The following is a 21,835-nucleotide window of genomic DNA, read 5'->3' on the forward strand; positions in this document are numbered from 1 at the left end:
TCATAAAAATAACTAAGCCGAGTTTTAAGCCTAATTTAATCAGTAACTCAAAACTCAGCTTATTTTTTATTCAGGGCCAACGACGTACAACACGCGAACGGGTTACTGCTACTGGACGAACACGCCCAATAAAAAGAAACGGTCGTCGATGTACAATAACTCTTCCAAGTGAGTACAGAGTACTATTTTCGGCAGTATAAACATAAGGGCTTACTCCCTGATCCATAAGCCCCTGGAAGTTCGCGACATCAGCCGGAGAAAATCCGGTGTTCATTTCTAATCCATGGCTGTGAACTGCAACATCTACATTAGCAACTAGCTTCAGAGTACCACCATAAACGCCAGGAGCCTGCTCCCCAACCAAAACCTGGTCAGGATTAGTGATACCGGTGCTATCTGTCCCGCTATTACCGAACTCTGTACCTTTCACGTGAAGTCCGTTACGGCCGGAGGGTCTACCATTGGTCACCCAGTTCTCCACCATCTGATCTCTTTGTGGAGTCGTCTGAAAAGCCTTAGCTAATTCTCTAGCGTCTCTTTTCGCGCGTCGGATTGCTCTCCTCTTTTTTCTATCAGGATTTTTTCCTCGGGAATGAAGCTCATCGTTAAACGCTCTGCTAAAAGCCGCAGTAGTTGCTCCATTAGAAAACTTTCCACCAGTAAGTTGAGAAGCGGTACCACCTACAGCTGCCGCCGCTGACACACGAGCAGTTCGAGCTGCTATACCAATACCTTTGATACTATCTATTGCACCGCTGGCAAATTGGGTTAGCCCAGCACTAATGAAGCCATGACCAAATTTTCCACCTTGTAAATAACTCATCGCCCCGCCCGCAACTCCATGGGCAGCAGTTTTTCCGACATATGCCGCGAACCCGCTCATTTCCTGAAATGCCACTCCAACTCCCATAAACACCGCCGAACTAAATGCACCAATTACCGCCCCTTGCATTGTCCCCGTTGCAATATAACCAGATAGCATCCCTGCTAGAATAACCGATGCCCCACCCGTGTACGGGCTCAATATAACCCCTACAATGGTAACAGCAGTCGATAAAATTGTTCGCCAGCTTCGCTTAAAAAACTGCCCTATAGCTTTAAAGAAATAGCCGCTAGGATCGGTAAAGCTTAGTGGGTTATTTAGGACATAACTGTAACGATTTAAGTTCTGCATATTATCGGGAGATTGAACAAACGGATCGGCTTGAATAAAACGCCCCAGCTTGGCATCGTATATCCTCCCATTCATATGAACCAACCCAACTTCATCTAAATGTTCATGGGAAGTATAACCGCGAGATGTAACCAAACTATCAACAGTTAATGAGGCCAATTGTTGACTAGTTAGTTTTTTCCAATCCGAAACATTACGACGAGCACCAAAAGCATCGTAACTAAATTCATCGACGACACTTTTATATTGATCCGTAACTAGGCTTACTGATCCCAAATGATCCTTGAATAAATAATAAGTAATATCTTCGAGCAGTTTATTCTCGTTATCGTAAAGATATCGGCGGAACGTATTTGTACCAATATAGCGTTTGTACTCAACATTCCCATTATCATGATAAATAACTTCAGTACTACCAACATAATGACGCTTAATAGTAGCTCCAGATTGAGTATCTCGCCTTTCAAACCGATTGCGCCGGGGACCATAACTAAACTCAGAGGAATGCTCTCCTTTGGTCACTTTAATTAGCTTATCGGAAACCCCATAAGTCAGTTGACGCCCATTACCGGAAACCATATTTCCGTTCGCATCATAAAGATAGTTTTTGGTTCCTCCGACGCCATTAGTCTGAGTCACTGCATGAACCCCTGCACCATTTTGGCCGTAAGTATAATTACCAACATCAGACTTATAAGTAAGATTGCCTATCGAATCATAATTAAATGTCTGAACCACTCCTCCAGCAACAGAAGCTCGAGTAACTCTATTTAGTTCATCGTAGGTAAAAGATTCAGAAAGACTTTTACTGCCGCCATGATCTTCACGCTTCAACAAGTTACCTAAACTGTCAAACTGAAAGCTCATATTCTGAATACCATCTTCCGATACGATATTTTTAGTTACCCCAGTTCTAAGATCATAACTACGGAATGAGGAAACACCATTACCACTTCGATGCTCTGTAATCTGACCACGCGCATTCATAGTGATAATCTTAAAGTACCTGACACCACTCAACTCTTCTCGTTGCTCGCTAAGGTAACCAAATTCGTTATAGATATTTCGATAAGCGACATTGTCACCAACGACATCAAAATATTGAAACTGGCGATTAAACTGATCGTAAGTAATTTTTTCCGCGTAATTTATCCCGCCAATGATATGGCTCTGTTGAAACAACCGCCCGAAGTCATCATAGGCGTATTGTTTTTCGTAATCAGAGGTGAGTGTTTTTTCAGACAACAATAGTCCGTGAGTTAGCCTGTCAAATGTCCAGGTAGACTCGGCACTGATCATGCCATCACTATCGCGATCTATCCTTCGTATCAACCTAGCTTCACTATCGAAATAGTTTTCAATCTTCTGATTTTTTGCATCTTGCTGAACAACAATTTCCCCAGCCGCGTTATATTGATAACGCCATAACCCTTTGTCGCTATCCTGAGTTGATATTTTTCTTCCTAATCGATCATAGGCTACGCGCGTCAGATTATTTTTCGCATCGCTTATCAAAATAGCGTTACCTAAAACATCATAGCTAAACTGCATCGAGTGATTGCGAGAGTCTGTTACTTCAGTTACTTCTCCCAACACATTAATGCGTTCTATTTTTTGTTGTGATAATTGGTTAGTCGAAGTAACAACCAAACCAGCATACTGTACGCTCGATGACGAATTATCGGGTAGTTTGGTGGAAATTAGTCGTCCGAGTATGTCGTAATTAAAATGCGTCCAATAAATAACATCCCCAGAATAATAAGGTTCACTTTTACGCTTGACTCTACCTAATAAATCATACTCCGTATCCACGAATACCTGACGCCCATCAAACCCCTCAATGGCACTCCTAACCTCTCTGCCAATAACATCGTAATAGGACCACTGTTCAGGTTTTCCTCCTCGCCGGATTTTCTCTCGATAAGAAGCATGAGAAGGACAAGCTACTTGAGAACACAACCGTGAAGTTGTATGACTGAACTCCCCCAGACTACTCCGTGTGAAATAGGGTTGTCCCATATTGTCATAGCTGAGTTCGCTGATTACGCTGCTAGAGTCTTCAACTTTAGTCGGCCCAAATTGACCTCTGGAATAAATCTTTGATGTACGAGCATTATCCGAGTTGTATACTTCATCGACATGACGACCATCGCTATTATATTTTTCCACACCATATCGATTAACAAAAAGTGGATTGCCTATCTCTTGCTGAGTGTTAGTTCCACACCCAGTCACCTGCTGGCTACATTTTGTCGTTTTGATCCTGTTACCAAAATCATCATACTGATAAACAGTCCTAAGTAATTCTCTAACATTACCATTCGGTTCAACAACTTCCTCTTTAAGCAAACCGGAATCAGCGTCATAACTATATGAAGACTCCAGAATCACATCGTTATGACCAGGTTTAGAATGGGTCACTCTCGAAAAACTCAAACGCCCGAGGTGCCACGACGACGTATCGTTTAAATAAGTATTTTGTACGTCCTTACGCGCAGCCAACTGCCCATTTGCATCACGGGTTTCCACAGATAAAACGGTGTTGTTTCCAAGAGAGTCAAAATTATATTGAGTCGTGACCGATTTAATTTTCTCACCAGACAGGGCATAACTGATTTCTTCTGTTTTTAGCAAGCGTGGTCGCAAGATTTTTTGCGATGGTTGACTAAAGCCACCGTTATGACCAGCGAATCCCGTCCAGGTATTTTTCGCAGAACTGAGTTTAACTGCGCCTGCTGGAATTTCAGGTTGACTACATGCGGTACTCGTTCCAACACAAGGCGGTTGAAATGTGCAGTCATATCCACAATCCACCGGCGGTAGTAATAAACCTGAAGACGAGGTGTGGTTATAGCTATTTCCTAACCAGGTCACTTTCGTTTCTAGCGGACTTCCAATAAACGGAAAATCTTGTCGGTAGGTGGTTGATGTTAACACCTTGGTTTGTACATCTAACGAAGAAACTTGATGAAAACCTAGTAAACCTCTTCCGCCACCTTGAAGCTTCGCACCACGATAACGATAAGTAACATGACTTTTTGCATTGCGGTTAACCAAACCTGGCGTAGATTCATTGGCCCGTGGCGCGCTCGATCCAATCGCAGATACAACTTGAAGTGGCGCGACATATTCAACTATCGGCGAGCACCGCCACCAGCAAACCGCCCAACCATTGGTTTCTTTGGTATAGACATCTGGATCAGTGAGTGAAAGATAATTTATTTCGGTTTCTGCGCCCAATCCATTAGTGATCTTAGTAATTTTATCAGTCGCTCTGCTCGCATTTTTTGACAGTTTTACAATGTGTTGATTGGCGCTTTTATCGATCAATAAATGATCGAGCATTCCATCACCATTGATATCGATAAACTGGTTAATGTCTTCGCTCAAATTACCAACGCTGGCATAGGTATTTGTCGCCGTCGAATTATATCCACCAGCATAACCCCAAAGTTTTACCATCCAGGTTGAACTACCGGGATAGGCGATATCAATAAATCCATCACCGTTATAATCCATCAATCTCATGTGTTCTTCGTTGCTGATTGCACCGATAGTTTTCTGACTACCGATTCCTTTACCGGTAGAGAGTCGGTAATACCAGGTATTATTGTGCTTATAAATAACGTCTGATAAACCATCGGCATTTATATCCGCAACCTGAATGTTATCCAGCTCAATTTTGTCGCCACCGGAAATAGCAGAAAATTCTTTTAAGGTTGAATCTCCATTTGAAGTAAATAACGTCCAGGTAATGGTTGAGTAACTGGTGCTTCCTCCACCGTCACAAGGTTCAATATAACGAGTTTCAGTTAAACTCGAGGGCGTCTCTTGATCAGCATTATTGCTACTCTGATTTCCATTCGGGCACCCACCACCGGTGTCCGACCAGTTTTTTGTCACTTTGGCTAATACATCAATATATCCATCGCCATTAAAATCACCCGGTTGAGGCAGGAAAGTTCGCGAAATAGAAACGTTGTCAGCAGAGTGGCTTTTTAAGTTAAAACTCAGTGTTTTTTCACTGCCCAGTTTTTGCCCTTCACCAGTCACCCAACTACTCAAACGAAGCCTTGTCTGACCCGAATTAGGATAAAGCGCATCGGTAAATCCATCGCCATTAAAGTCCATAAAGTATGCGTATTTCGCAGCGCGAATTTTACTGCTAGCGGTCGTGTAGTTAGTAGCAAAAAGAAGTTTTCTGTCACTGAGAGATTTTCGATTGGAAGTGCGCGCGTACCAATACTTTCTATCCATATACACAATATCAGCCAAGCCGTTGCCATCAATATCAGCAGCCCTTGCCGTCGCATTGGAAACAGCAACTGCTTCATTAAACTGTTCCAGATTCATACCGCTCGAACTCACCCAGAATTTATCTGTCGCCGGTTGCGTCAATCGTTTTCCATCGGAAAATAAAATATGTAAATCAGACGATCTTGTACCGTCCTGTGTGAAGTAAATAAGATCCTGCAAACCATTTCCATCAACATCAGTTGGAATAGCATGAAGATAATCAGGCACAGAAGAGATCTGCCTTGCATTTAAACCAGACAACGCCGATTGCCACGAAAAAGTGGTCGGTTGAAAGCAACTGCTTTTCGAATTATCACTACACTCCTGAACCGATGTCAGAATGCTGCGACGCGAACTTGCAGTGATTGAGTAATTGAGAAAGTAAGATCGATAAGCGCGGTTTTTATCATAACTATCGATACGAATTAGTCGGCGAGTCGATTGAGTTTTTGCTCCAGCAAAATAAGTCGTCGGTTTATCTGAACGACTATTATCATAAACAAACTCTACAGAATTATAAGGCGCATGGGCTGAAGCACCAATCTTGCCGGTATAATTGATCCGCTTAATATGGTTTTCGCCGGTTGAGTCATTTTCTTCATATTCAAAATCGATGTAATTACCGACACTGTCGGACATTCGATTTATCGCCCAGACAGCAACTTTATTTCGATCAGAATAAACGGTTCCTTTAGCCTCAACTAGCGCATCATCTGTCCGACCATATTCACTGACCGAGCCGTCTTTTCGCCAGACTTTAAAATAAGCTGGCCCGCCCTCAACATTTCCATAAGAAACAATTTTAGCGAAGCTATCAATCTCAGTTTTATATTCAGCACCATTTGCACCATAGTTACCCGAATGGAGCATGAGTCTTTGTCCATCCAGGCAAAAACGATCACTCGACGTCAAATTAACAGGTTTAGAAGTTCTATCTTGTTCGTAGGTTTGTCGACAACGGCTAATCGCGGACAACCCACCAAGATACCACCCATGGCCCATGACACCGTTACCGCCGTGACTGTTGTAGTTAAGGGTTAATGTAGGCGCGACTCCAGCGGTTCCAGCAGGAACAGAAACAGGGATGCTATAGCTGGCAGCGCCTGATTCATCAACCCTGAACTCACCAAATGTGCTTCCGACAGATTCTGATAAAGAATCAATTGCAGGCACAGGTTCAACATGGGGTACCGGCGGTGCTTCCGGCGAGCTACGCATAATTGCAGTGTATGTAGTGGCTCGACGATAATCGCTGCAACCACTATTATTACAGGCTCTGACTTTATATGAATATTCTGCTGTGCTGTTTTTGTTAAATGTTTTAGAACGCTCTATTCCACTATATTTTCGACTCCATCCTGAACCATCAGATTGTTCATACAATTCGTATTTAGCCACACTGCCAGAGGCTGCTCCCCAAGAAACAGTGTAATTACCTGAGTTATCTGCAGGAACAGAAATCGACGTTGGTTTACCGGGTGGAAATAACACCTCAACAGTTTTTGGTCCTACATAATTACCACAGCCACTATCATTACAAGCTCTGACCTTATAACTATACGAGCCATCAGTTTTGCCAGAATAGGCCTTACTTCGAGAAACACCACTGAAGACTCGTCCCCAATTTCCGCTGCCAACTTTTTCATAGAGTTCATAGCGTTTGCTGTTGTAGGCATTCCCCCAAGAAACAGTGTATTTTCCATCAACGTTATTTGCAGGAACAGAAAAACCACTGATCAGTCCAATCCTGTCAATAGTAATAAATCCACTATTTTTAAAACTACTACAACCAGTACCGTTACAAGCTCTAACCCGGTATTTAAACTGACCGCTTGATTTGCCGGACAACACTTTATTCAGCGACAAACCAGAATAAATTTTTACCCAGGTTCTCGCCGTACTCGGGTTGGGCTGACTAAACTCACAGTCATCAATCGGTAACGCGGTTTCAATTTGCTGAGCCTTTGCGTCGACTCTGGTTAGAGAATTTTGCTGTGGTGGACAAATATCATCGGGTTCACGATTATCATATTCATAAAGCTCATAGCGAGCGACAGTTCCACTCGCACCGCCCCAGGAGACAGGATAACTTCCTGTCACGTTGGTAGAAGCGACGTTAATTGAGCTGGGGTTTCCTGGTAACTGTAAAACACTGAGTCCGCCACTGGCTCGATAGCCGCTACAGCCACTGCTGTTGCACGCTCTTACGCGATACAAATAACTTCCATCGCTAACCCCGGAGTAAGCACGAGATGTCGAAGTACCGCTATACGCTGCAGTCCATGTTCCTGAGTTCTTTTTTTGCTGTAATTCATAACGAGCGACTGTCCCCAGGGCAAATCCCCAATGAACAGAATAGCTGCCGGAGGTATTGGTTGACGGTACACTGATCGACGCCGGCATGGTCGGCTTTTTCAGTACACTAAAACTGCTACTATATCTGCTACCGCCACAACCAGTTTCATTACAAGCTTTCACTTGATAACGGTACGCCGCATCGTTTCTTCCCACGAGAGATTTAGATCGGCTGGGACCACTGTAAATTCGATTCCACGCACCACCATTTTTTTGCTCAAACAATTCGTAATAACCAACTTTTCCACTGGCAATACCCCAGGAAACCGTATAGCTACCCGATGTACTTGTTGAGGTTGGTGCTGTAATGGAAGCAGGAAAACCAGGTACGGGAATGGTTACTTTGGTTTTATTCGAGCCAGTTCGATAACTGCTACAACCGGAGTTATTACAAGCACGCACCCGATAACTAAAAACGCCGTTGCTTTTTCCGCTGATTCCTTTACTACGAGCAGTACCACTGTATATTCGACTCCAACTGCCCGGTGCGCGTGTAGTTATCTTACCGTTCTGCTCACAAACTTTGCTGGGGGCGATAATTTTGTCTTCAGACACTTTATCTTTATCAAGCCTTGCAGTCTTATTTGATTCGAGGCTTTTACCAGTTAGCCGATCTTGTACTGTGCCTGATGTTGCCGTAGCCGGAATACAAGGTGGCGGTCCATCGACTACATCTTGCATTTCATAAAGTTCGTAACGAGAGACGGTGCCCGATGATGCGCCCCAGCTAATTGTAAAAGTGCTGCCGTTACTTTTTGTTGGAACCGCGATAGAACTTGGTGTTCCCGGCCTATGTAAAACAGATGTGCTAGCGCTGGTTCTATAACCACCACAACCAGAGCTGTTACATGCTCTTACTCTATAGGTGTAACTGCCATTGCCTCTTCCCGATAAAGCTTTCGAACGCGCTCCACCGCGATAAACAGACACCCACGAACCTGAATTTTTTCGTTCATAAAGTTCGTACCTGGTCACGGAACCGCTCGCAGCGCCCCAGCTGACAGTATAACTACCGGTAGAGCTTGATGATGGGCGAGAAATGGAGGATGGTGTACCGGGCTTCGGAATTGAGACTGTCATAGTCAAAGTGTATCGATAACCGCTACAGCCTTTTAAATTACAGGCCCGTACTCGGTATCGATACTTTCCATCGGTTTTGCCGGACATTCTCTTGCTAACACCCGGTCCTTTGTAAACACTTTTCCAGGCACCCGAGTTTTTTTGTTCATAAAGTTCGTACCGAGTCGCTGTAGATGAGCGACTCCAGCTGACCGAATAACTCCCATTAGCGTTAGAACTTGGAACAGAAATAGAACTTGGTGTGACCGGCGGTTTGCTCCCACCGCCATCACAATCTCCTCCAATCGGCAGTGACGCCGCTTTGTTATTATCTTGTTGTGCCTGTCTTGAAAGAGATGCTCCTGATGAAGACGACATTGTTCGACACTCATCTACTCGCTGAGTTTCAACTTCAGCGGCCGAAATCGTATACGTCCAAATCGCCAGAATACAAATCCCCAACCAGGCAGCAACCAGTTTCTTTGCTTTCATTTTATTCTTCCCCCCAAACTTTCTTTAGCCAAAGCTCTTCATGGCTTATTTTGAATCTTTATCAGGCCGCGTTAGCCCTAATCCTCCGATGCTATCATCACTAGAAAACTGAAAGTTAATGGAACAGTTAATGGGAGTTAATGAAAAGAAAAACAGGTAATGAAATAACTAATGAACTTTACGAATATCAAATACAGAGAAGATCAAGAAGGTAAATCTCGAATGGAGGTGTATGTATTTTTCGTGCGTGAAAACTACTTGAGTAACTGGCATCTTTTACATTTGTAAGTCGCCTGTTCTCGGAGATTTTTGCGAATTTCTTGCTCGGTTAAAAATCTTTTGTATATCGTTATTTGCTGAATATGACCCTTATAGTTATAACCACCATTTTGGTGTGCGCCGATCAATAAGTCTGCTTCAGTATCCAGACTGCCTGAAACTTTGTACCGTTTGGATTTTAATACCAGTTTACCGTCAACGTATAAATGAACATCAGGGCTTTCATCTTTTCGACTCACATTCGCGACCAGGTGATGCCATTGGTTATCAGAAACTTTTAGCGATTCTGGATCAAAATAATTACTCCAGCCGCTACTTTGACTTCCTAGCTGAAGCAAAACCCGTCCATCATAAATCATCAATTCGTACCCCGTCACAGGAAAATCCATCGCCCTTTTATCGAGAATTACCCCAAATTCTTCTTGCGTTTTTACCCAGACTTCGATGGCAAAATCAGACTCACCGACATTGAGTACATCCAGATTCGAAATTTTCATCAAATCTTTAACACCATCAAATTTTTTAATGTTTAACATCTGAAAGGCATAAGTTTTTTCACTTGGTACAGCAACTGACGATGAGTCGCTTTTCAAAGAATGAGAAAATGAAACCTGCTCAACGGCAGAGTCTTTAAGAGATTCGTTTACCCCTAAATACTTTGAGGAAAACTCAAGCAGATGACCAATTAACACACCTCCGACAAAACAGGCCACACCAATTAGCCCGATCAAATAACGATATTTTTTTTTCGACTGAGCAACATTAATTGCCTGCTCGGAACTCTCCTGCTTAAGCTCTTCGGACTCAGTATTATCAGAATCAACACTCTCAATATTGGATACACCGCAACTAAACGCATCGTCTTTTAATCGATTCTGTGCTTGATTAATAAGTTGATTAGTGTGTGTGGCATCAAAGCCGCTTAATAGAGATAAACGACCAGAACTATCTTCTGGCGAGATATTCAGTTGATAACCTTTTCTGGGAACGGTTTCAATCCATTCATAGCCGAGTTGCTCTTGCCTCAATATTTTTCTTAATTGATTAATAGCCCGGTATATTGCGTGATTACCAACAACTCGCCCTTGCCACACTCTATCAATTAATTGTTCAATACTAACAATCTGATTTTTGTGTTGATACAAATAGCACAAAACTTCCATTAAGCGAGTTTCAATAGAAATGTTTTCATCGTCTTTGGATACTATTTTTTTATCAGGCTCAATTAACCATGGCCCAACATAAAAGGCCATATTTTGATTTTTTCTGGAGAGTTCAACTGTCATTGCACTCATACCCTGAACCACTTCAATAACATCACTGACGAGTTAGATTACTTTACCATTAATTTAAACCTCATTTAATTAATTAAAAGTTTCATGCCGATTAAAGGCAGGGAAAACGGCGACTTGTAGAAGACAAAAATAAAAACTCTCTGCCGAACAACTTTTATCTCAAATAACTATTTTTATCCGAATGGTGAAATTCGCTGAAATTGACAGCACAATATCTCATTGATATACTCAAATGGCTTTTTGCTGTTTTCTTTCGCTAATTTTTCCGCAAAAAATACCGCGGTGATGCAATGAGAAATCCACAAGAAGCGTAGATGATTCGGTTCATTATGCGCCTATAAAATAACTCCCTCCGCGCTGCCATTCATCTTCATTAGAGATGCAAATAAAATTTTTTTGCACAGTCACCGATTATTAATTGGATTAAAATTCACAAGTCTTTAGACGCAGCAACAAAGTATTCGTTGCGCTGGTAAAAGGAGAATACCGAATGTGTCTCATCAAAAATTCAGACGTCGTACGTTTAAACGCTGATAAAACTTTTTCGTTAAAAAAAATAACACCGTTTATCGTAAGCATTGCAATCTCTACTTTCTCTATCGCCGGAGAGCGAAACACACCATCGAATGATGTCGCTTACAATTTAATGGCTGAAGGAGTTTGCAGTGCCATTAATCCGGGCACCTGGAGTGCCTCTTTTCAATGGACACTAAAAGGTAAGCAAACGGATATCAAGTTAGACATCACGCAATATTACAACGGCTGGAAGAACAAACAATTTGAAACCATCGCTAATCTCAAAGGTGCGGCGACAAAATTCAATTGGTCCGGCGGCGATCCTGGTGGTGAATATTTATGGCGCATACGCGCCAAAGTCAACGGTCAATGGCGCACCAGTGAAACAGCCAGATATGAGGTGCCAGTGTGTCCTGTCGATTTAATCAGGCCGAATGACAACAAAGTATCGGACAAGCAACAAAAACCAACCAAGTAAGACCCAAGAAAGTATTTTGGTGAGGTTTTTCTTACGCTAAAGAAAAGAGGACTTTCTATATGACCCCGCTGATTTTACGCCCGATTTTATGCTTAAGTCTGGGCAGATTATTTTCGCTATTTTTTCTGCTGGTATCGATGTCAGTTATTGGTGCGCCAATTGTCATAACTGATATCAATCCCGACCAATCAACACTCGACCCAGTGGACCCCGATGGCGCAACCGGGGGCCGCATTAACGGCGTCGCGACTACGCCGGGCAACACTAACATTTACTACGCGGCCAGCGAATTTGGCGGCCTTTATAAAACAACTGATTTTCAGGTCAACGGTGGCCAATGGTTTCGACTGGAAGCGCACCTTCCGATGTTAACCATTGACGTGGAATCTGCACCAAATGGCGCTGCGCTATACGCTTCTTCTCTTTATGATGGGCGGGTCAACAGTGTTGCTGGTATCAATGTTAGCTACGATGGCGGCACAACATGGACCAATCCCCCAACCGCGACACCCGCTAGCGGCACCTGTGCAGAAGCCGCTGCGATAAGCGAACCCTCGGCAACCGGCATCGCTGTCGATCCTGATAATCCATCCGCTGTTTATATCGGCACCAATTGCGGTTTGGCGATCTCTAATAATCTCGGCGCTAGCTGGACCTACAGCAACCCATTCGCGCCAGCTTTAGCCCGAACAATCTGGGACGTTGTTGTTCACCATGGCGGTATCATTGATGTTTGCGGGCAAATCGGCAGCGCTCGCTCGATCGACGGTGGGGTCTCCTGGTCAATCGGAGCATTACCTGTAGGGCGTTGTTCAATTGCCGCATCGCCTCACGAAGCAGATGTCATTTTCGCAACCCGCGGTGCCTGGGTTTATGAATCTGATGACGGTGGCACCACCTGGACAAATCTGGGTACCCCTGATTCTCGTCGGCAAGGACGGATCCCATTTGTTGAGACCAATGATCGTGGCAATGATAACTTTGATCTTTGGTACGGAGACGTTCGCCTTTATCGAGCCGGATGCACGAGTAACCCGGCGAACGGTGGTTTAAGATGTCCAATGGGCAACCTGGATTTATCAACCAATCCGCCTCAACCGGCTGGTTGGGCTGGGCCATTTACTCGCTCAGTGGGAGGACACGATGACGTAGGCTCGATCGCTTTTGATCCAGCGGGAAATGGCGTCAACGATTGCCCAACACTTTTCTCTAGCGATGGCGGAGTCTACTACAATACGCTCAGCGACGAAGCAACCTGCCATGATCCTCAGTGGGAACAGCCAGCCGTTACGCCTCATGCTTTATGGCTTTGGGCAATGGATGGTTTTAATCCTGCCGGGGTTACTAATCTAGACCTTTACGCTGGAGCACAAGACAACGGTTCCTACGCGACCATTGACGGCGGTGCGGCATCGCCAACATGGGTAAACAGAAATTGTTGCGACGGCTTTGACGATACTGCCGCCGCCACAACTGTTCTTTATACAATTTGTTGCGGTTCAAATCCTTCAACTCGAATTCACCGGCGTGGTCAAGGTATGGCAGGTGGGGCCCAACTTCCTGCCGCCTCATATCCGCAAAGCGGGTTACTTGCCGGATTTAAATTCCCTGATAATTTTGATCGCTATGGCCCTTCAGACTATGTTGCCATCACGCGAGATTGCACAGCAGGAAGTAACGGTTGCGTCGGCGCTGATGGCGGTTTATTTATTACCAACAACATCACCGTTGACCCGGTTATATGGACAGAACTGGGCAACGCAACAGAGCCTCCTTCAAATCTTCTTTGCGCAGTAAAATCTTCACGTGCCCCCGGAGGGCAACCTGTTTTTTACGTGCAAACGGGAAACTGTAATGGTAACGGCAACAGCGATCAATTATGGCGTTTTATCGGTACCAATCCTGCCGGAATCTGGCAGAGAATTGACACAAATTTAGCAAGTGGCAGCATTGGCATTTTTGATGTTGATCCCAACGACCCCAATCGCCTTTATGCTTCCAATCTACTTGCCTCAAGTCCACAAATGGTATTTTCCAATGATGCAGGACAAACATGGGAAAACAACGTCAACCTAGACCTGGCAATGTCAGGAAACGGTCAGTTTAAATCTCGCACTCTCGGAACCGCGGCAAGAGGCAGATATGTCCAACCGAGCTTTGTGAGTTTTGATCCTTCTGACCCAAACATGATGATCGCCGGCGCAGTGGACAGCGGTGTTTTTGTGAGTACAGATGCCGGAGCTTCTTGGCTTTTAGTCACCGATCCCCACACGCCCGTGCAAACGGGTCGTCCCCACATTCCACATCCGCTATACGCTTTTTTCGATCACGACCCCGCCGATAGAACTGATATTTACGTGGGAACTCGCGGAAAAGGTATTATGAAAATTGGCTTCCGCCCACCGGCTACCGGTTTTAAATACGCCGCGAAATTTGTTTGTGGTGATCAACCTGACATCAATGGATTGGATCTTGTTCGCGGGCGCTATGGAACAACAATAAACATTCATAATACAACCCAATCAGAAACAGTATTTCAAAAACAACTTTCGTTATCTTTTCCACCAGAAGAACAACGACCCGGACAGGTACTTCCTATTGCGTGGGATTGGTTACAAGGCAATCAATCATTAAAAACAGACTGTGATGAAATCCGTAACCGGTTTTACGATGGCAGCTTTCCCCAGGGTTACATCGAAGGATTTATTACAATTCGTAGTACACGTCCATTAGATGTGGTTGGCGTTTATAGCAGCGGAGACCTGACGGCTAATGGAGAACTATTACATAGCAGTATTGATATCGAACAAGTTCAGGAACGAGATACTCGCGCTGATTTACGGGTAGAAAAGTCACCGCAAGTATTTACTTTCGACATTAACGACAACTTAGCACTGCATCTGGTTCTGTATACCGTGAACGTGCAAAACCTATCTACTCACGACGCCTTTAATGTTTCTCTGGCTGATTCATTAGCACTCGCAGGCAGCAATGTTGTTAGCGCTATGGGATTTTTTCCGAGCCCAATAGACCTCCCGCCCGGCGGTTCAGTTGTGAATACTACCAGCGGAATTAACACAGCCACAATCGATCTTAACCTTGGCGATATTGCTGGCGGAGCAACGGCGATTACTCGCTTTTGGGCCGCAGTAATAACTTATCAAACGGGTTTTCCGGCCAATGCCGATCTCGTCGATACCGTTGAAGTATCAAGTCCTGGTGGCGATCCCTCGCCACTCAACAATACTGCCGTTGTCACAACGCCAATCATACCTTAACGTGGAGAAATCAAAATGTTTTCGCGCTTAACTTCTTATATTCTGACAATTGTACTGACACTGGTGTTTGGGTACTTACTTTTAAAATATTGGCCGACAAGAATTGAACCTGAAGAAAAAATAAAGTTAATACCGATTGAACAAGCAATAAAAACACCAAGCTCAAGAACTATTCGAACAGACTTGGCAATCACAGTTGAGTCTTGTAACGAAGCAAGAAAAGAGTTTATCGATAATAAACGCAGTAACAGGATTCAATCAAAAGACAATCGGGAAATTGAAAAACTGCTTTTGGAAATGTTAGCTCAAATGCAAAATAAAGAGAGTACGAAAACTCATTTAGGTTGCATGCTCTACCAGCTTCCAACGCGTTCCAGTTAAACGATGCAACCAAAAGAAAATTGTAGTTAACAGTTACAATCTAAAAATAAATTGCGTTCACAAAAAAAACCGACCCAGTAACGGGTCGGTTTTAATTCCGTCTAGTTTATTCGCTTTTATTTTTCAGCGTTGAAACGTCTTCTGAAAATAACCAAAGGTAACATCAACAACGCAAATAGACCTGTACTACCACTGCCACTAGAAGGTTTCTTTTCTACAGTGATAGTTACCGTTCCTTGCGCCGACGCACCTGCTGCATCTTTCACCGTGTAAGTAAAGGTTTCCGTGCCATGAAAATCCTTCGCTGGTGTGTAGGAAACTTTGCCACCACTGATTGTTGCCGTTCCACTTCCAGAGTAGTTAATGGAATCTAATGTCAAAGTGTCACCTTGATCGGCATCGGTGTCATTTGCCAAGACATCTATCTGATTATTGGTGCTATCTTGTTTAACGGTTACACTATCATTGACCGCTTGTGGTGCTACGTTCGGTGTAACGACAACCGTGACCGTTCCCTGACCTGTACCGCCTTTGTTATCTTTAACCACATAGGTAAAAGTTTCTGTACCACTAAAATCACTTGCTGGAGTGTAAACGATTTTTCCGTCTGTAACTGCCGCACTGCCAGTTCCAGAATAGCTGACAGAATCTAAGGTTAGTGTGTCTCCCTCATCGGCATCAGTATCATTGGCAATAACATCAAACTGGTGGCCTGAAGTTCCTTGCTTAATCGTGAATTCATCATTAACTGCATTAGGCAAGCTATTCGGAATTTCATATTTGGCAATTAACTCCGAACCACTATAAGCTGCGTAAGCAGAAGCCACGATAAAATAAGTGCCTTCTTTCACATCAGTAATTTCACATGATTCGGCCATACCATCACTTTCAGAACGACAAACTAAATCATCAGCAGTTTTCGGTATTCTTCCAAATCCCATGTAGAGATCAACGTCACCTTCCCCACCGCTAGTTTCCACTGTTAACTTTTCAACACCAGCAGGTACATCAATATAATAATCTGCAGACTCTCCCTCTGCGCCTTGAATCGATTTAGCCACGTTAACGGTTAATGCTTCCGCTTTATCTTTATCGGAACCGGTAGTGAAACTGAAAACATTAGACAAGGTATCACCACAAGCGTTTGAAGCTTTTACCCGCCAGAAAACTTTGGTCGACTGGGGTAATGCACTCGAAGGTCGGTATTTGGTTCCGCTCGAAACAGAACCTGTCGCAATAATATTACTGAAGCCTTCATCGGTCGCAATTTCAATCGTATAAGTTCTCACATAACCACTCGAAGTCCACTCCAGTTCAGGCGTATCATCAACTTTTTCTGCGCCATTGGCAGGAGAACTTAAAGTTGCAGTTTGCTCGGCATCAACCACTTTCACGCTGGCAGAAACTGAGCGCGAATCAACACCTTCACCTGCTCCATTGATAGAAAAAGTATAATCTCCGGCAGCGGTACCACTGGCAACCGTGACTGTCGCGTTAGAACTCGCACCAGCGCTTACTGGATTAACAGAAAACTGGCCGGAAAGACCTTGTGCCAAATCGGCGTAACTCAGAGTAACGTTTTTATCAAAATTGTTATAGCCGGTGACGGTAACTGCAATCGGTTGCATCGCGCCTTCGCGGCAAATTTCCTGGGAGCGGTTAGTTGCGCTCATGCTAAAACCGGGATCCGTTGACCCCACGCCAGTACACCCTGGAAATTTGAAGCTTGCGATACCAGTTTTCCATTTTGCTCCTGCGCCACCATGCTCAGCGGTATACCAGAAAGTACAATTATCAATGGGGTCAACAGACATGTGACTGTAGTCACCATCTCGTTCAGTAGCGATGGAACCATCCGCTTCCACCAGGGTAATTTCATCGGATGAAATAGTACCAAGTGCATCACCCATTCGACGTCCAGTCACACGAATGCTCGGAAATTGTTCTGCGCCAGTGATCATATAAGCCAACGCCATATTGCCGTCTCCGTCCATCGCTGCACCAGACATATAACGACTGTTGTTATCGGAGGATGGAACAATCCCTTCTTGGTGTAGCGTCCAGTCTGCGTCAGTTTTTCGCAGTTCAAACCAACGTAATCCAGCATTATTGCCTTCTAGTTTTGTGACAAAACTGCCAGTAATTGATTGGTGACTATTAAAGTTACGATACTGAGGTTTGTAATTAACGACCTCTTTCAATGGGTCCAGCGTTGAAAGCGTCTGCCCTTCTTCCGGTTTTTGCGTGAGACAACCAAATCCGTCCGGACAAGTAAAATTAGAATCCAGTTCGCTAATTTCAATATTGAAAGGCCCTTCTAATTTACTGTTATCTGCATTGGCAAAATCAGGTGTGAAAGTCCACAATTCAAGAAAATCTTTTTCACCATTGTTTGAACCCGAGTTGTGTAATTCGTCGTCACGGTGTCGAATGAAAAGTCCAGGCGTACCATCAGCAGGTGGATTAAGACCGTCTGCATCAACTGGCGAAATAGATTGGAATCCAAAACCAGCTAAGGAAGGAACCGTTTTACGAACCATGCTCGCCGGTTCGCCCGCTAACATTTTCGCGCGGTCTAATGCGTAAACTGCACCACCAGATTCATTAGCACTCACATAATAGTTTCCGCCCCAAACGCTATATTTAGGATAATCAGGAAAAGTAGGTGCAGCGAACTCATAGGCATACCAGCCACCAGTGACGGGGTCGGATGTTTTTGAAACGTAAACACAAAGTTTGTTAGGCCCTTCCTGAGAAAATTCAGTTAGCAACCAACGCTTGGCATACTCATCATAAACAATGATCGGATCCCCCAAACCGTTTTGACAATCACCGGCCGATGCCAAACTGCTCATGGTAAACGCATCACCAACTTTGTTACCGTTCGTTTTATCAAAAATAGTGACTGCCGAACCGCCGCTGGCGTTAATTGAATGAATATAATATTTTTCGCCCACTTCACCTGTCGGATCCGGTGGATTAACACCGTTAAATTCAAAACCGGTCACCTTAACGCCAACTTGTAAATCGGTCACCGAGGTGCGACTGCTTTTTTGTCTGTTAACTAACGCTTGCTGTGTTTTCTTGACCCGATTAACCGGCGGTAACAATCCAGCGACATCACCGATGCGCCGAGGATTAGCAACTTTAACGGCGTCCCCTGGTGCCCACTGATTCATTGCAGGCAAGTCGCGAATATCACCGTCAAAACTCGAAGGTGTCGCAACAGCAACTAATTCGGCGCCTTTGTAAACACGCTTTTCTACTCGGTCGTCGACTCTCTTAGCAGCTAATTCTGCAATAGCTGGTGCACTTTTTGGCAACCCTTTTTCCGCTGCTCCTGATTGAGCAGCCACAAACGACCCCATCATTGTACTACCGCAAAAAACAGCACTACATAAGAGCACTCGCTGAATGCTCAAACTGCTCCTTGATCTTGTTGGATTGAAGTCATTATTGACTTTGTTACTTTGTTTTTTTGTCATTACTTATTTCCTCCTCACATGGATCGATCAGGGTCGCCAAAGGAACTCAATCTTCGCTGACTCCAACTGATATGGGTTTATTTAAAATAATGGGGGGTTGAAAATTGCTAGCTATGGTTAGTTCGTTAACCGTTTGTTTTGTTTCGGATAGGCGGTTTCTTCTTCGGCTTTTTTTCGGCACGGCCATCTTCCATTTCAATGACCGGATCGCCAGGTTTCCAGGGTTCGACTTTAGGCAAATTTCTAACATCACCGTCAAATGATTGTGCTTCGGCTAAAGCTCCAGATTCAACGGCTCCTCCTGCAGGGTTCAAGTGAACAACACCTTGCCCACTGGAAACATTAAGCACTCTTTCTCCGTCGCCTAATAAAAATTCAAACGCTGATTGCCCAGAATGTTCAAATTGTGCCAGTGAGTTTTGAAGTAACTCGTCTTTTGTTTTAATCCCGCTTCCAGCTTCTGCCTTGACCATTAAGCTCGCTTCACTGTCAAAATATATGCTGACATTGCCTGATCCCGATTGAATATCGTATACACGTCTTTTATTTTCAGGACGAAAAGTACTTCGCTTCCAATTCATTAAATTAATGCCAACTTCTCCCGACTGACTATTGACAGAAATAATTCCGCTGGTCGCTAATTTAATTTTTCCCGATATTGTTTTCGCTATGAGGTTTGACTGATGCTTTTTTGCTTTAATGTCACCAAAATCAGTTTGCATTTCTACAGACACACCTTTTGGCACGTACACACCAATATCCATACGACCGATTCTATTATTGAATTGATCAATAGTGGCATCTTTATAAACCACTTGAACTTCGGTTACACCATTAACGTCTCGCACCTGAATTTCTGGCTTAGGTGCATTCGGACCAATTTTTTGAATAATTCCGGCTAACTCAATATTTGGTTTATTGGTGTTTCGAGTCGTTATATTTCCGTAACGATTAATAACTTTTACTTTATTTTTCTCAGGAAGAGCTCCTTTCCAGCTGTATTTTTGAAGTCTGACGTCATCTTTTGTGTATTCGATTCTTTCAACTTCCTGAGCACAGCTCACGACTGAAAAGATCGAAAATAAAGAAAGATAAATCAAATAGGAGTGATGTTTTTTCATGTAAGTCTGCATTGCTCAATTGACTAAAGCTTATAGTCAATATATTCATATTGAGATTCCTTTTCCTTTACGTTTTGTAACCTCAATGTAGCCTTATGTATCACTGGTTGTTTTTTGTTAAAAAATGCCACAATCTTTGTAAACTAGTGCGCCGAAACACTCAAAAACTGTGAAGCTGGTCTGCTTTTTTTGTTAAAATAGCGTGAATATTTACATCTTGATGTATTAACTTAAATTTTAAATTATCAATTTTTCGATAAAACTAATCACATCCCTTTGAAGTTGGTTTAGTTAGCGAATAAGAAAACAGAGAAATGCAGGAACAAAATGTCAGATATTATTATTAGAAAGGCAACTCAAACAGATTTACCAACGCTTCTATCTTTTGAACAAGGTATTATTGAGTACGAACGTCCTTTTGATCCAACGTTAAAAAGAGAAAAAATCAGTTACTACGACATTGAAAAGATGATTGATGATAATCAAGTGGAAGTTCTTGTAGCGGAATACCAAAACGAACTCATTGGTTCAGGCTATGCAAAAATCGTTCAGTCAAAACCTTATCTGACCCACAGCCAACACTGCTACCTCGGATTTATGTATGTCTCGCCAAATCATCGCGGTCGCGGCGTTAATCAACTAATTGTCAACGGATTGAAAGAATGGGCGCTCTCTCGCGGTATCAATGAAATTCGATTAGAAGTTTACGGCGAGAATGCCGGCGCTATCAAAGCTTATGAAAAAGCTGGCTTTAAAAGAAACCTGGTTGAAATGCGAATCAGTCTGGATAATTAGTTATCGCCAGTTATCCAGACTATGCTTATCAGCTAATCATAAATAGCCATCTGCTTAGACTCTCTGGCAGTATCAGGATCTTCTATGGCCGGAATGCTTTCGATTTTTTGCACGTAATCTGCAGGTAGTTTAGCATCGCGGGCTCCTACCAATACGTGGTGCTTATACCAGGTGTACGGCGTAAGTTCGTCGTTAATTTTGGTTGCATAGTAGGTCACTGCCGTTTCTACATTTTGGCCATCATCAACAACTGTGACTTCTTTTTCGTTATATCCGTATCCTAGTCCTTCGGCTTTATCCAGCTGAGGCTTTTCACCGGCATCAATATCAAATAAAACACCGATAATAAAATCGTCCTTACTACCTGTGTCAAAGGCATCACATTTGCCAGAGCCATCCTTACTGACTTTGTGAAAACGAAGATCATGTTTTGCCAACTTATAAGCACCGAGTAGCTTAGCGCTGGGAACCCGTTGTCTTAACCTTGAAAGTGACATGTTCGAGCCATAAGCAAAATATTTCATAAAACCTCCACTGTTAACTGAATTGGTAACCGACAAGTAAGTTGCATTGCCAGTGATAATCGACTATTTCAGATTAGTTGGATCAAGTTTGTAAATCAACTCAAGCTCCGTTTGTCTATGACAGTTTCACGCCAATTCACTAGGTTAACCCCCAATCCCATTGACTATCTATTTTTAAATCGGCGCGTTGATTTTCCGCCAATGTTGTTGTGAGTACAGGTTTAGCTTTCGTTCTCTCAACAAGCCTAAGCATTTGATTTTTAAGCAACTTCATTTATCTTTAGAATTCGTTTTGTAGTCTTTAGTA

At 43.4% G+C, this 21,835-nt stretch carries 10 protein-coding genes; 4 read left to right on the forward strand and 6 right to left on the reverse strand.

Annotated elements, in window-relative coordinates:
- Window positions 1-70: 70 nt before the first annotated feature.
- Window positions 71-9,376: an RHS repeat-associated core domain-containing protein gene (locus FLL46_RS20465; RefSeq protein ID WP_142933210.1), complete on the reverse strand. Its 9,306-nt coding sequence runs from the start codon at window positions 9,374-9,376 to the stop codon at window positions 71-73.
- A gap of 254 nt (window positions 9,377-9,630) precedes the next feature.
- Window positions 9,631-10,950 carry a LamG-like jellyroll fold domain-containing protein gene (locus tag FLL46_RS20470; RefSeq protein WP_142933211.1) on the reverse strand — a complete coding sequence of 440 codons (1,320 nt, stop codon included), beginning with the start codon at window positions 10,948-10,950 and terminating at the stop codon, window positions 9,631-9,633.
- A gap of 490 nt (window positions 10,951-11,440) precedes the next feature.
- On the opposite strand from FLL46_RS20470, the gene FLL46_RS20475 reads away from it, so the two are divergent.
- The 3 genes from FLL46_RS20475 to FLL46_RS20485 are packed head-to-tail and all read left to right on the forward strand — an operon-like array spanning window position 11,441 to window position 15,603.
- The gene (locus FLL46_RS20475; protein WP_142933212.1) at window positions 11,441-11,944 is read left to right on the forward strand and encodes a hypothetical protein; all 504 of its coding nucleotides are present in this window, start codon (window positions 11,441-11,443) and stop codon (window positions 11,942-11,944) included.
- A gap of 59 nt (window positions 11,945-12,003) precedes the next feature.
- Window positions 12,004-15,222, forward strand: coding sequence for a DUF11 domain-containing protein (locus FLL46_RS20480; protein WP_142933213.1), 3,219 nt, complete (start codon window positions 12,004-12,006; stop codon window positions 15,220-15,222).
- Window positions 15,223-15,237: 15 nt separating this feature from the next.
- Entirely contained in the window at window positions 15,238-15,603 is a 366-nt protein-coding gene (locus FLL46_RS20485; protein ID WP_142933214.1) for a hypothetical protein, read from the forward strand.
- A 116-nt stretch (window positions 15,604-15,719) separates the two neighbouring features.
- Here the strand turns inward: FLL46_RS20485 and FLL46_RS20490 are convergent, their stop codons facing one another.
- Window positions 15,720-19,088 (reverse strand): Ig-like domain-containing protein, encoded by a 3,369-nt coding sequence (locus FLL46_RS20490; protein WP_142933215.1) that lies wholly within the window; start codon window positions 19,086-19,088, stop codon window positions 15,720-15,722.
- Window positions 19,089-19,213: 125 nt separating this feature from the next.
- On the reverse strand, window positions 19,214-20,209 hold the full coding sequence (locus FLL46_RS20495; RefSeq protein WP_142933216.1) for a DUF4097 family beta strand repeat-containing protein: 996 nt from the start codon (window positions 20,207-20,209) through the stop codon (window positions 19,214-19,216).
- Between the two features lie 327 nt (window positions 20,210-20,536).
- Between FLL46_RS20495 and FLL46_RS20500 the strand changes: the two genes are divergently transcribed.
- Entirely contained in the window at window positions 20,537-21,004 is a 468-nt protein-coding gene (locus tag FLL46_RS20500) for a GNAT family N-acetyltransferase (protein WP_142933217.1), read from the forward strand.
- Window positions 21,005-21,036: 32 nt separating this feature from the next.
- Here the strand turns inward: FLL46_RS20500 and FLL46_RS20505 are convergent, their stop codons facing one another.
- Both FLL46_RS20505 and FLL46_RS27880 read right to left on the reverse strand, forming a co-directional pair.
- Entirely contained in the window at window positions 21,037-21,528 is a 492-nt protein-coding gene (locus FLL46_RS20505) for a gamma-glutamylcyclotransferase family protein (protein WP_142933218.1), read from the reverse strand.
- Window positions 21,529-21,667: 139 nt separating this feature from the next.
- Window positions 21,668-21,802 carry a hypothetical protein gene (locus FLL46_RS27880; protein ID WP_281281993.1) on the reverse strand — a complete coding sequence of 45 codons (135 nt, stop codon included), beginning with the start codon at window positions 21,800-21,802 and terminating at the stop codon, window positions 21,668-21,670.
- Window positions 21,803-21,835 lie beyond the last annotated feature (33 nt).

The sequence above is a fragment of the Aliikangiella coralliicola genome, from assembly GCF_007004725.1.
GTDB lineage: Bacteria > Pseudomonadota > Gammaproteobacteria > Enterobacterales > Kangiellaceae > Aliikangiella > Aliikangiella coralliicola.

Coding starts and splice junctions, on each gene's coding strand:
- FLL46_RS20480 (WP_142933213.1), top strand. CDS start 12,004: ATGACCCCGCTGATTTTACGCCCGATTTTATGCTTAAGTCTGGGCAGA.
- FLL46_RS27880 (WP_281281993.1), bottom strand. CDS start 21,802: ATGAAGTTGCTTAAAAATCAAATGCTTAGGCTTGTTGAGAGAACGAAA.
- FLL46_RS20490 (WP_142933215.1), bottom strand. CDS start 19,088: ATGACAAAAAAACAAAGTAACAAAGTCAATAATGACTTCAATCCAACA.
- FLL46_RS20485 (WP_142933214.1), top strand. CDS start 15,238: ATGTTTTCGCGCTTAACTTCTTATATTCTGACAATTGTACTGACACTG.
- FLL46_RS20470 (WP_142933211.1), bottom strand. CDS start 10,950: ATGAGTGCAATGACAGTTGAACTCTCCAGAAAAAATCAAAATATGGCC.
- FLL46_RS20500 (WP_142933217.1), top strand. CDS start 20,537: ATGTCAGATATTATTATTAGAAAGGCAACTCAAACAGATTTACCAACG.
- FLL46_RS20475 (WP_142933212.1), top strand. CDS start 11,441: ATGTGTCTCATCAAAAATTCAGACGTCGTACGTTTAAACGCTGATAAA.
- FLL46_RS20505 (WP_142933218.1), bottom strand. CDS start 21,528: ATGAAATATTTTGCTTATGGCTCGAACATGTCACTTTCAAGGTTAAGA.
- FLL46_RS20465 (WP_142933210.1), bottom strand. CDS start 9,376: ATGAAAGCAAAGAAACTGGTTGCTGCCTGGTTGGGGATTTGTATTCTG.
- FLL46_RS20495 (WP_142933216.1), bottom strand. CDS start 20,209: ATGAAAAAACATCACTCCTATTTGATTTATCTTTCTTTATTTTCGATC.